Below are 13,270 nucleotides of genomic sequence, written 5' to 3'. Positions count from 1 at the left end.
TATTGGGGGAGATTAGATGGAGCTAGTGGAAGAAAAAAACGTAGAACAGAATGAAAATCAGCAACAAAAAGAAGAATATGAAATAGTTAAAAGAGCAGCTAACGGGGATAGAATGGCTCTTGAGTACATAATGGCAAAATACAAAAATTTTGTAAGGGTTAAAGCGAAGTCTTATTTCCTAATAGGAGCAGATAGAGAAGATATAATACAAGAGGGTATGATCGGACTTTATAAGGCTATTAGAGATTTTGATGAAACCAAAGCTCATTCGTTTAGATCTTTTGCTGAAGTTTGTATAACTAGACAGATAATAACCGCTATAAAGACTGCTACCAGACAAAAGCATATTCCTCTAAATACTTATGTATCATTGAGCAAACCAATATACGATGAAGAGTCAGAAAGAACACTTCTTGATATAATAACAGCTAGTATGGTCACTAACCCAGAAGAGCTTATTATAAGTAAGGAAGAGTTAAAAAATATAGAAGATAAGATAAATAAACTGCTTAGTGAATTAGAGCAGGAGGTTCTTGGATTGTACTTAAACGGCAAATCATATCAAGAAATCGCCGATATAATAGGTAAGGAACCAAAATCTATTGACAATGCATTGCAGAGAGTGAAGAGAAAATTAGAGAAACATCTTGAAAATGTAAATGATTAATAGTAAAATACATAACATAGACATATTGCAACTGCAATAAGGTAAATAAAAAATAATATTATTAAGGGAGGAATTTAGACAATGGCTAAAGCTAAATTTGAAAGAAGTAAACCTCATGTTAATATAGGTACTATAGGACACGTTGACCACGGTAAAACTACATTAACAGCAGCAATAACAAAAACATTATTCGACAGATATCACTTAGGAGAAGCAGTAGATTTCGCTAACATAGATAAAGCTCCAGAAGAAAGAGAAAGAGGAATCACAATATCAACTGCACACGTTGAATACGAAACTCCAAACAGACACTACGCACACGTTGACTGCCCAGGACATGCTGACTACGTTAAAAACATGATAACTGGTGCTGCACAGATGGATGGTGCTATATTAGTTTGTTCAGCAACTGATGGACCAATGCCTCAGACAAGAGAACATATACTATTATCAAGACAGGTTGGTGTACCTTACATAGTTGTATTCTTAAACAAATGTGATATGGTAGACGACGAAGAACTTCTTGAATTAGTTGAAATGGAAGTAAGAGAATTATTAAACGAATATGATTTCCCAGGAGATGATACTCCAATAGTAAGAGGATCTGCATTAAAAGCATTAGAAGATCCATCAAGCGAATGGGGAGACAAAATAGTAGAATTCTTCGAAATGATAGATGAATATATACCAGCTCCAGAAAGAGACGTTGACAAAGACTTCTTAATGCCAGTAGAAGACGTATTCTCTATAACAGGTAGAGGAACAGTTGCAACAGGTAGAGTTGAAAGAGGAGTACTAAAAGTACAGGACGAAGTTGAACTAGTAGGATTAGCAGAAGCTCCAAGAAAAGTAGTAGTAACAGGAGTAGAAATGTTCAGAAAATTACTAGATCAGGCAGAAGCTGGAGATAACATAGGAGCATTATTAAGAGGTGTTCAGAGAAATGAAATAGAAAGAGGACAGGTTCTTGCAAAACCAGGAACAGTTAATGCTCATACAAAATTCACAGCAGAAATATACGTACTTAAAAAAGAAGAAGGTGGAAGACATACTCCATTCTTCGATGGATACAGACCACAGTTCTACTTCAGAACAACAGACGTTACAGGAGCTTGTAAATTACCAGAAGGAACAGAAATGGTAATGCCAGGAGACAACGTAACAATAGAAGTTGACTTAATAAACTCTATATGTGTTGAAGAAGGATTAAGATTCGCAATAAGAGAAGGTGGAAGAACTGTAGCATCTGGTGTAGTTGCATCAATAATAGAATAATTAATTGATAGATAATTACTTAAGTGTTATAGATAAAAGAGAGATCATTACGGTCTCTCTTTTTTTAGAGTTTTTAAAGTGAGAATGTGTGTGTTACGCCAGGATGAGTGTTTACAAAAAAATAACGCAAGAAATTAATAAAATTGTTGACATATACCGCTAGTTTGTGGTAATTTATACAGAGTAATGTTTATGGAAGGTAATGGTATTTCCAAAACACCGGATATATCATATTATTCAATATATATATTTATTGTATAAACAAATGGAGGTGTAACGATGAGAGTAAAAGTTACTTTAGCATGTACAGAATGCAAACAGAGAAATTACAACACTACTAAAAATAAGAAAAACAATCCAGACAGAATAGAACTTAAAAAATATTGTAAATTCTGCAAAAAACATACTCTACATAAAGAAACAAAATAATTTCGTTTTACTTTAAGGGGTGAAATTAATGGCAGAAGAAAATCAGGCTGTTGAAAAGAAAGAAAAAACTGGTCTGTTTGGTTACTTCAGAGAAACAAAAGCTGAGCTTAAAAGAGTAACTTGGCCGACTAGAAAAGAACTATTCCGCAACACAGGTGTGGTTTTAGCAGTAGTTATATTTTCAACTTTAGCAATATGGGGGATAGATACAGTATTATCTGGTGCCCTTGCATTATTGCTAAAGTAAAGTAAAGGAGTAAGAATTATGTCAGAATTACAAGAAGCAAAATGGTACGTTGTTCACACTTATTCAGGACATGAAAATAAAGTTAAAGCTACTATAGAAAGAGCGGTAATAACAAGAGGTATGGAAAATATCATAACTCACGTTGTTGTTCCTACTGAAAATGTAGTAGAAAAAACTCCAAAAGGAAATGAAAAGATAAGACAACGTAAAGTTTATCCAAGTTATGTATTAATAAAAATGATTATAACAGATGAATCTTGGTACGTAGTTAGAAATACTAAAGGCGTTACTGGATTTGTTGGCCCTGGATCAAAACCTGTACCATTAAGCGATGAGGAAGTAATTGCTATGGGAATAGAATTACCTACTCAGGAAGTTGTAGGTGGTGACGTAGATTTTGAACCTGGCGACGTTGTTAAAATCATAAATGGATCTTTTGCAGGCAATATGGGTACTGTAGAAGAAGTTAACGCGGAGAAAAAAGAAGTAAAATTATTAACAGAAATATTCGGTAGAAAGTCCCCAGTAACTATAGGGATTCAAAGTATAGAGAAAATCTAAGGAGGTGCACTTTAAATGGCTAAAAAAGTAATAGGTCAGATAAAATTACAGATACCTGCTGGAAAAGCTACACCAGCACCACCAGTTGGTCCAGCACTAGGACAGCACGGTGTCAACATAATGGGATTCACAAAGGAATTTAATGCAAAAACTGCAGATCAGGCTGGAATGATAATACCAGTTGTTATAACTGTATATCAGGATAGATCATTCAGTTTCATAACTAAAACTCCTCCAGCTGCTGTTTTAATAAAGAAAGCTTGTAATCTTAAATCAGCATCAGGAGAACCTAACAAAAAGAAAGTTGCTAAAATAACATCTGCACAGGTAAGAGAAATAGCAGAATTAAAAATGCCTGACTTAAATGCAGCTAACGTTGAAGCAGCAATGAGCATGATAGCTGGTACAGCTAGAAGTATGGGTGTAGAAGTAGTTGACTAATTATTAGTTGATTAGCTTTTAAACATCAAAGACCGATTTATCGGAAATTAAAAAATATTAAATTAGAAATTAAAACACTTTGTTTTATATGAAGTGGGAGGTCTAAAGACCGAAATTACCACAAGGAGGAAAATTAATAATGGCTAAAAGAGGTAAAAGATACGCAAACGCGTTAAGCAAAATAGACAGAAGTAATTTATACGATGCAACTGAAGCTTTATCATTAGTATGTGAAGTTGCAGAAGCTAAATTCGACGAAACAGTTGAAGCACACATAAGATTAGGTGTTGACTCAAGACACGCAGATCAGCAGGTTAGAGGTGCTGTTGTATTACCAAACGGTACTGGTAAAACTAAAAAAGTTTTAGTTTTCGCTAAAGGTGAAAAAGCTAAAGAAGCTGAAGCTGCTGGAGCTGATTTCGTAGGTGCTGAAGAAATGGTACAGAAAATACAGGGAGAAAACTGGTTCGATTTCGATATAGTTGTTGCTACTCCAGATATGATGGGTGTAGTTGGTAGACTAGGTAGAGTATTAGGACCTAAAGGTTTAATGCCTAACCCTAAATCAGGAACTGTTACATTCGACGTAACTAAAGCTGTTAACGAAATAAAAGCTGGTAAAGTTGAATACAGATTAGACAAAACTAACATAATACACGTTCCAATAGGAAAAGTATCATTCGGTGGAGAAAAACTTGCTCAGAACTTTGCAGTTTTAATGGAAGCTATAATAAAAGCTAAACCATCTGCTGCTAAAGGTCAGTACTTAAGAAGTATATCAGTTGCTTCTTCAATGGGACCTGGTGTAAAAGTTAACCCAGCAAGAGTTACTGATTAATTTTAAAAAACTGTTGACACAGGTTGACAAAAATGATATTATATCATAGTCAATGTAAAAAAAGAATAGATTTGCCGTAGACAGTGGGTGCGTAAGCTTAATTTCCCGCCGAGGTTTTAGATATATTATTTAGAATATTTAAGCCTCTGCGTCCGTCGATACAGAGGCTTTTTAAATGATACGGTAAATAAATAACATCTATTTGATAAGGAGGTGCGCAGATTAATGAGAAAAGCTTTAGAAGTTAAATCATTAGTTGTTTCTGAAATAGTAGAAAAATTAAATAATTCTTCTTCTGCAGTTGTAGTTGACTACAAAGGATTAACAGTTGCTGAAGTTACAGAATTAAGAAAAGTTATGAGAGAAGCTGGTGTTGATTACAAAGTATACAAAAATACTTTAGTAAGAAGAGCTGCTCAGGAAGTAGGAATAGAACAGTTCAACGATGAATTATTAGTAGGAACTAACGCTATAGCATTTGGATACGATGATCCAGTTGCTCCAGCAAGAATACTTAAAAAATTCATAGAAACTCATCCTAAAATGAAATTAAAAATGGGTGTAGTTGAAGGTGAATTCTACGATGAAGCTAAGATAATGGAATTAGCAAACATACCATCAAGAGAAGAACTTATCGCAAAATTACTTGGAAGCTTAAAAGCTCCAGTATCAAACTTCGTATACTTAGTAGATGCGATAGCAAAGAAACAGGAAGAAGAAGCTTAATAGCTGCTTAATCCAAACAAACAAACGGGAAAAAGTCGAAACGACTTACCAGAATATAATTAATTAAATTAACAAGAGAGAAAATTCGGAGGTGCTTAAAATGACAATAGAACAGATATTAGAAGCTATAGAAAACATGAAAGTTTTAGAATTAAATGAATTAGTTAAAGCTGCAGAAGAAAAATTCGGTGTTTCTGCTTCAGCTCCAGTTATGGTAGCTGGTGCAGCTGGTGGAGCTGCTGCTGCAGAAGAAAAAACTGAATTTGACGTAATATTAGCAGATGCAGGATCTTCAAAAATAGGTGTTATAAAAGTAGTTAGAGAAATAACTGGATTAGGATTAAAAGAAGCTAAAGAAGTAGTTGACAACGCTCCTAAAGCAGTTAAAGAAGGAGCTTCTAAAGAAGAAGCTGAACAGATAAAAGAAAAACTAGAAGCTGCTGGTGCAAAAGTAGAAGTTAAATAGTTTTAATTTTACTGAATAATTAACTAGACGACAAAAGTGTCCATAATTTAATGGACACTTTTTTTTTACAAAAAAATAGAGTTTTTTCTGTTATATTGCATTGTAATGAGTTATTATATAGATAAGCATTCTGTATTTTAAAAAATTTTTGATTGAAAAATATCCGTTGTCAAGAATTTTTCGTTCGGAGAAAAAAATACTTGGAAAAAGTTTGAAAATGTGCTATAATCATTAGATGCGTTATAGAATGAACTTTGAATAATAACTTTGAAAAATGAGAGGTGAAGAGTGAAATGCCACATCCTGTCACGATAGGTAAAAGAAAAAGAATGAGCTTTTCTAAGATAAAAGAAATAGCTGACGTGCCAAATCTTATAGAAATCCAGGTGGATTCTTATAAGTGGTTTTTAGAAGAAGGGTTAAAAGAAGTATTCGATGATATTTCACCAATAGAAGATTATACAGGTAATCTTATATTAGAATTTGTCGATTATTCTTTAGATGAAAATCCAAAATATGATATAGAAGAATGTAAGGAAAGAGATGCTACATATTGTGCACCTCTAAAAGTTAAAGTTAGACTTATAAATAAAGAAACAGGCGAAATAAAAGAACAGGAAGTATTTATGGGTGACTTCCCACTTATGACAGAAAGAGGAACTTTCGTTATAAATGGTGCGGAAAGGGTTATAGTCAGTCAGCTTGTAAGATCTCCTAGTGTTTATTACGCTGAAGAAAGAGATAAAACTGGTAAGAGACTAATATCTTCTACTGTTATCCCTAATAGAGGGGCATGGCTTGAATACGAAACTGATTCAAACGATGTTATATCAGTAAGAGTTGATAGAACTAGAAAACAGCCAGTTACTGTATTATTAAGAGCTTTAGGAATAGGAACAGATGCAGAAATAATAGAACTTTTAGGTGAAGATGAAAGATTATCAGCTACACTTGAAAAAGACAACACTAACACTGTTGAAGAAGGTCTTATAGAAATATACAAAAAACTTAGACCAGGTGAACCACCAACAGTAGAAAGTGCGTCTTCACTAATAAATGCACTATTCTTTGATCCAAAGAGATACGACCTTGCAAAAGTAGGTAGATATAAATTTAATAAAAAACTAGCAATATGTTATAGAATAATGAATAGAGTTGCTGCTAGAGATATAGTAAACCCAGAAACAGGTGAAGTATTTGTAAAAGCAGGCGAAACTATAGGATACAATGTTGCTAAAGATATACAGAATGCAGGTATAAATGTTGTTCATCTATTAGTAGATGATGAAAAAGAAATAAAAGTAATAGGTAATAACTTTGTTGATATAGAAGCTCATGTAGATTTCGATATATCAGATCTTAAAATAAAAGAAAAAGTACATTACCCAACATTAAAAGAAATATTAGACAACTACGATGATGAAGAAGAAATTAAAGAAGTTATAAAATCAAGAATGAAAGAATTAATACCAAAACATATACTTCTTGACGATATAATAGCTTCTATAAGTTACGAATTCAACTTATTCTACGGTGTTGGTACTATAGATGATATAGACCATTTAGGAAACAGAAGAATAAGATCAGTAGGTGAATTACTTCAGAATCAGGTTAGAATAGGTCTTTCAAGAATGGAAAGAGTTATAAAAGAAAGAATGACTGTTCAGGACATGGAATCTATAACTCCACAAGCTCTTGTTAATACAAGACCAGTTTCTGCTGCGATAAAAGAATTCTTCGGAAGTTCTCAGTTATCACAGTTCATGGACCAGACTAACCCATTATCTGAATTAACTCATAAGAGAAGATTATCAGCACTTGGACCAGGTGGTCTTTCAAGAGAAAGAGCTGGGTTCGAAGTCCGTGACGTTCACCATTCACACTATGGTAGAATGTGTCCGATAGAGACTCCAGAAGGACCCAATATAGGTCTTATAAACTCACTTGGAACATATGCAAAAGTAAATGAATATGGATTTATAGAATCTCCATATAGAAAATACGACAAAGAAACAGGAAGAGTAACAAATGAAATACATTATCTAACAGCTGATGAAGAAGATTTATTCGTCAGAGCACAGGCAAATGAGCCTTTAACTGAAGATGGTGAATTCATAAACAACAGAATAGCATGTAGAACTGTAAATGGTGCTCTAGAACTTCTATCTCCAGATAAAGTTGACTACATGGATATATCACCTAAACAGGTTGTATCTGTTGCAACAGCTATGATACCATTCCTTGAAAACGACGACGCCAACCGTGCCCTAATGGGATCAAACATGCAGCGTCAGGCAGTGCCTCTAGTAAGAAGAGAAGCTCCAATAATAGGAACAGGTATAGAATACAGAGCAGCAAAAGACTCTGGAGCAGTTGTTGTTGCTAAAAATGGTGGGGTTGTAGATAGAGTATCTGCAGATGAAATAATAATCAAAAAAGAAGATGGTACTAAAGATAAGTACAAACTTCTTAAATTCAAACGTTCAAATGCAGGAACTTGTATAAACCAGACACCTATAGTATCAAAAGGTGAAGAAATAAAAGCAGGGGATGTTATAGCAGATGGACCTGCAACAGACCTTGGAGAAATAGCACTTGGTAGAAACTGTTTCATAGCATTCATGACTTGGGAAGGTTATAACTACGAAGATGCCGTTTTAATAAATGAAAGATTAGTAAGAGAAGATAGATTATCTACTATACATATAGAAGAATACGAATGTGAAGCTAGAGATACTAAGCTTGGACCTGAAGAAATAACTAGAGATATACCAAATGTTGGAGAATCTGCAATTAAGAATCTTGATGACAGAGGTATAATCAGAATAGGGGCTGAAGTTGACTCTGGAGATATATTAGTTGGTAAAGTTACTCCAAAAGGAGAAACTGAGCTTACTGCAGAAGAAAGACTTCTAAGAGCTATATTCGGTGAAAAAGCTAGAGAAGTAAGAGATACTTCACTTAAAGTACCTCATGGTGAATCAGGTATAATAGTAGACGTTAAAGTGTTTACAAGAGAAAATGGAGACGATTTATCTCCAGGTGTAAACGAACTTGTAAGATGTTACATAGCTAAGAAGAGAAAGATAAAAGTCGGAGATAAAATGGCCGGTCGTCACGGTAACAAAGGGGTTATCTCAAGAGTATTACCAGAAGAAGATATGCCATTCATGGAAGACGGAACACCTATGGATATAGTACTTAATCCACAGGGGGTACCTTCTCGTATGAACATCGGACAGGTACTTGAAGTTCACTTAGGTTTAGCAGCTAAAAAACTTGGTTGGTATGTAGCTACATCAGTATTTGATGGTGCAAACGAGTACGACATAATGGATGCTCTTGAAGAAGCTGGATACCCAAGAGATGGTAAACTTACTTTATATGATGGTAGAACAGGTGATTCATTCGACAACAGAATAACTGTTGGTTACATGTATTACTTAAAACTACATCACTTAGTTGATGATAAACTTCATGCAAGAAGTACTGGACCTTACTCACTAGTAACTCAGCAGCCTCTAGGAGGTAAAGCTCAGTTCGGTGGACAGAGATTCGGGGAAATGGAGGTTTGGGCTCTTGAAGCATACGGAGCAGCTCATATCCTTCAGGAAATATTAACAGTTAAGTCAGATGACGTTGTAGGACGTGTAAGAACTTACGAAGCAATAGTTAAGGGTGAAAATATACCTGAACCAGGTATACCAGAATCATTCAAAGTTCTTATAAAAGAACTTCAGTCATTATGTCTTGATGTTAAAGTTCTTACAGCGGAAGATCAGGAAATAGAAGTAAAAGAATCTGTTGATTACGAAGATGACGGTATATCAGTAGCAGATTTCGAATTAGATGTTATACCAGATGACATAGAAGATACTCATGTCATAGAAGAAGTAGAAGACGAATTCGGAGATAATGAAGAAATAGACTTTGATGGTCTATCTGACGGATTCGAAAACGACGATATGGATTATGGTGATGATTCATTCGACGATGACGATATGTAATAACAACTAAAATATAAGCTTTAATTTAATAGTAATTTCAGGATTATAGCTGTCTGGAATTCAGGCAGCTATAATCAAATATAGGAATAAAAATAAATCTCAAATAGAAGGGAGAGAACTCCTTGTTTGAATTAAACAATTTCGAGTCGATAAAAATAGGATTGGCTTCTCCGGAGAAAATAAGACAGTGGTCGAGAGGGGAAGTAAAAAAACCAGAAACTATAAATTACCGTACGCTGAAACCAGAAAAAGATGGTCTTTTCTGTGAAAGAATATTCGGACCTCAGAAGGACTGGGAATGTCACTGTGGGAAATACAGAAGAGTTAGATATAAAGGCGTAGTATGTGATAGATGTGGAGTTGAAGTAACAAAATCAAAAGTTAGAAGAGAGAGAATGGGTCATATAGAGCTAGCAGCTCCAATGTCTCATATATGGTACTTCAAAGGAATACCTAGTAGAATGGGTCTTCTTTTAGATATGTCTCCAAGAGCTCTTGAAAAAGTACTTTACTTTGCTTCATATGTAGTAACAGATCCAAAAGAAACTGGATTAACAGCTAAACAGCTTTTAACAGAAAAAGAATACAGAGATGCTGTAGACAATTACGGATATGGTAGCTTTGAAGTTGGTATGGGTGCTGAAGCTGTAAAAAAACTTTTACAGGATATAGACCTAGAACAGCAGAGTAAAGAATTAAGAGCTGACTTAAAAGATAGTACAGGACAGAAAAGAATAAGAACAATAAGAAGACTAGAAGTAGTTGAAGCATTCAGAAAATCAGGAAATAAACCTGAATGGATGATACTTGATGCTATTCCAGTTATACCACCAGACATAAGACCAATGGTTCAGTTAGACGGTGGTAGATTCGCGACTTCTGACCTAAATGATCTTTACAGAAGAGTTATAAACAGAAACAACAGATTAAAGAGACTTCTAGAATTAGGAGCTCCAGATATAATAGTAAGAAATGAAAAAAGAATGCTTCAGGAAGCAGTTGATGCACTTATAGATAATGGTAGAAGAGGTAGACCTGTTACAGGACCAGGAAACAGACCATTAAAATCTTTATCAGATATGCTTAAAGGTAAACAGGGACGTTTCAGACAGAACTTACTTGGTAAACGTGTTGACTACTCAGGACGTTCTGTTATAGTAGTTGGGCCAGAACTTAAATTCTATCAGTGTGGTCTTCCTAAGAAAATGGCACTTGAATTATTCAAACCATTTGTTATGGATAAATTAGTAGAAGAAGGTTATGCACACAACATAAAGAGTGCAAAATCAATAGTAGAAAAAGTTAAAACTGAAGTATGGGACGTTTTAGAAGACGTTATTAAAAACCATCCAGTTTTACTTAACCGTGCCCCTACTCTACATAGACTAGGAATACAGGCTTTCGAACCAGTACTTGTTGAAGGTAAAGCTATAAAACTACATCCATTAGTTTGTACAGCGTACAATGCCGACTTCGACGGTGACCAGATGGCCGTTCACGTTCCACTATCAGTAGAAGCACAGGCAGAAGCAAGATTCTTAATGCTTTCTGTAAACAATATACTTGCTCCAAAAGATGGTTCTCCAATAACAACTCCTTCTCAGGATATGGTTCTTGGAAGTTACTACTTAACAATAGAAGCACAGGATGGTGCTAAAGGAACAGGTATGATATTCAAAGACTACAATGAATTATTACTTGCTTACTACAATAAAGCAGTTGAATTACATGCTTTAGTAAAAGTTAGAAAAGTTCTTCCTGATGGAAGATCTGCTCTAGTAGAGAGTACTGTAGGTAGATTCATATTCAATGAAGGAATACCTCAGGATTTAGGATTTGTAGATAGAGAAAAAGATCCATTCAGTCTAGAAATAGATGAAGTTGTTACTAAGAAATATCTTGGTAAAATAATAGATAAATGTTTCAGAAAACATGAAAATACAATAACAGCTGAATTACTTGACTATGTAAAAGGTATAGGATTTAAATATTCTACTGTAGGTGGTATAACAGTTGCAGTTGCTGATATGGCGATACCTAAAGAAAAAGAAATATACATATCAGAAGCTGAAAAAGAAGTTGAAAAATTAGGTAAGGCTTACAGAAGAGGTCTTATATCTGATGAAGAAAGATACGAAAAGGTTATAGCTACTTGGACAGAAACAACTGATAAAGTAACTAATGCCCTAATGGATAATCTTGATAGATTAAATAACATATTCATAATGGCTCACTCTGGAGCCAGAGGTTCTAAAAACCAGATAAGACAGCTAGCAGGTATGCGTGGACTTATGGCCAATGCATCTGGTAAAACTGTCGAAATACCAGTTAAATCTAACTTCCGTGAAGGTCTATCAGTACTTGAATACTTCACATCTGCGCATGGGGCTAGAAAAGGTCTTGCCGATACAGCTTTACGTACAGCCGACTCTGGTTACTTAACAAGAAGACTTGTTGACGTCAGCCAGGATGTTATAGTAAGAGATATAGACTGTGGAACTACAGAAACTACAGAAATACTTGCTATAAAAGATGGAAACGAAGTAATAGAAGAAATATACGATAGAATAGTTGGTAGATATACTATAGATCCTATAGTACATCCAGAAACTGGTGAAGTATTAGTTCCTGCAGATTCTATGATAAAAGAAGATGCAGCTGAAAAAATAGTTGCAGCAGGAATAGAAAAAGTAAACATAAGAACAGTTCTTAACTGTAAAACTAAACATGGTGTTTGTTCAAAATGCTATGGTAGAAACCTTGCTACAGGTAAAGAAGTTAATATAGGAGAAGCAGTTGGTATAATAGCAGCTCAGTCAATAGGTGAACCGGGTACACAGCTTACAATGCGTACATTCCATACTGGTGGGGTTGCCGGTGGAGATATAACTCAGGGGCTTCCAAGGGTTGAAGAGTTATTCGAAGCTAGAAAACCAAAAGGACTTGCTATAATAACTGAAGTAAGTGGACAGGTTAAAATAGATGAAACAGGTAAGAGAAAAGAAGTAATCGTTGTTCCAGCTGAAGGTGAAGCTCAGACATATCAGATACCTTATGGTTCAAGAGTAAGAGTTAAAGATGGACAGATGGTAGAAGCCGGAGATCCAATAACTCAGGGCTCTATAAATCCTCATGATATAGTAAGAGTTAAAGGAATCGGTGGGGTTCAGGATTACATAGTTAAAGAAGTACAGAGAGTCTACAGACTACAGGGGGTTGATGTTAACGATAAACATATAGAAGTTATTGTTAGACAGATGCTATCTAAAGTTAAAGTAGAAGATCCAGGAGATACAGATTTACTTCCAGGTGGATATGAAGATGTTCTTGTATACGAAAAATGCAATGAAGATGCAATAGCTCAGGGATTAAGACCTGCAGTTGCTAAGAGAGTTTTACTTGGTATAACTAAAGCATCTCTTGCTACAGAATCATTCTTATCTGCCGCTTCATTCCAGGAAACAACAAGAGTTCTTACAGAAGCAGCTATAAAAGGTAAAGAAGACCACTTAATAGGACTAAAAGAAAATGTTATATTAGGTAAACTTATACCAGCTGGTACAGGAATGAAGAAATACAGAAATATAGCAGTAGAAAAAATTGAAGATTAATC

Annotated in this window: 11 protein-coding genes and 1 other annotated feature; all 11 genes read left to right on the top strand. The window is 34.8% G+C overall.

Annotated features, from left to right (window positions below):
- Positions 1–16: 16 nt before the first annotated feature.
- The 11 genes from sigH (at position 17) to rpoC (ending at position 13,268) form a co-directional block, all read left to right on the top strand.
- Positions 17–667 carry an RNA polymerase sporulation sigma factor SigH gene (sigH, locus tag ACK2WO_RS01835; RefSeq protein WP_118549487.1) on the top strand — a complete coding sequence of 217 codons (651 nt, stop codon included), beginning with the start codon at positions 17–19 and terminating at the stop codon, positions 665–667.
- Between the two features lie 81 nt (positions 668–748).
- Positions 749–1,942: an elongation factor Tu gene (gene tuf, locus ACK2WO_RS01830; protein WP_201416580.1), complete on the top strand. Its 1,194-nt coding sequence runs from the start codon at positions 749–751 to the stop codon at positions 1,940–1,942.
- A gap of 279 nt (positions 1,943–2,221) precedes the next feature.
- On the top strand, positions 2,222–2,371 hold the full coding sequence (gene rpmG / locus ACK2WO_RS01825) for a 50S ribosomal protein L33 (RefSeq protein WP_006440482.1): 150 nt from the start codon (positions 2,222–2,224) through the stop codon (positions 2,369–2,371).
- A 28-nt stretch (positions 2,372–2,399) separates the two neighbouring features.
- Entirely contained in the window at positions 2,400–2,618 is a 219-nt protein-coding gene (gene secE, locus ACK2WO_RS01820) for a preprotein translocase subunit SecE (protein WP_178411726.1), read from the top strand.
- An 18-nt stretch (positions 2,619–2,636) separates the two neighbouring features.
- Positions 2,637–3,179, top strand: a complete 543-nt coding sequence (gene nusG, locus ACK2WO_RS01815) for a transcription termination/antitermination protein NusG (protein ID WP_414698222.1) — start codon at positions 2,637–2,639, stop codon at positions 3,177–3,179.
- 15 nt (positions 3,180–3,194) lie between these two features.
- Positions 3,195–3,620 (top strand): 50S ribosomal protein L11, encoded by a 426-nt coding sequence (rplK, locus tag ACK2WO_RS01810; protein WP_006440485.1) that lies wholly within the window; start codon positions 3,195–3,197, stop codon positions 3,618–3,620.
- 139 nt (positions 3,621–3,759) lie between these two features.
- Entirely contained in the window at positions 3,760–4,458 is a 699-nt protein-coding gene (rplA, locus tag ACK2WO_RS01805; RefSeq protein ID WP_414698221.1) for a 50S ribosomal protein L1, read from the top strand.
- A 56-nt stretch (positions 4,459–4,514) separates the two neighbouring features.
- Positions 4,515–4,641: a sequence feature (ribosomal protein L10 leader region), on the top strand.
- Between the two features lie 42 nt (positions 4,642–4,683).
- On the top strand, positions 4,684–5,184 hold the full coding sequence (gene rplJ, locus ACK2WO_RS01800) for a 50S ribosomal protein L10 (RefSeq protein ID WP_006440487.1): 501 nt from the start codon (positions 4,684–4,686) through the stop codon (positions 5,182–5,184).
- 100 nt (positions 5,185–5,284) lie between these two features.
- Positions 5,285–5,650 carry a 50S ribosomal protein L7/L12 gene (rplL, locus tag ACK2WO_RS01795; protein ID WP_178411729.1) on the top strand — a complete coding sequence of 122 codons (366 nt, stop codon included), beginning with the start codon at positions 5,285–5,287 and terminating at the stop codon, positions 5,648–5,650.
- A gap of 293 nt (positions 5,651–5,943) precedes the next feature.
- The gene (rpoB, locus tag ACK2WO_RS01790; protein WP_178411733.1) at positions 5,944–9,657 is read left to right on the top strand and encodes a DNA-directed RNA polymerase subunit beta; all 3,714 of its coding nucleotides are present in this window, start codon (positions 5,944–5,946) and stop codon (positions 9,655–9,657) included.
- A gap of 122 nt (positions 9,658–9,779) precedes the next feature.
- Entirely contained in the window at positions 9,780–13,268 is a 3,489-nt protein-coding gene (gene rpoC / locus ACK2WO_RS01785) for a DNA-directed RNA polymerase subunit beta' (RefSeq protein WP_414698220.1), read from the top strand.
- Positions 13,269–13,270 lie beyond the last annotated feature (2 nt).

It is taken from the genome of Peptacetobacter sp. AB845, from assembly GCF_047528295.1.
In the GTDB taxonomy this organism is placed as follows: Bacteria; Bacillota; Clostridia; order Peptostreptococcales; family Peptostreptococcaceae; genus Peptacetobacter.
This window is presented reverse-complemented; position numbering and strand designations above follow the sequence as displayed.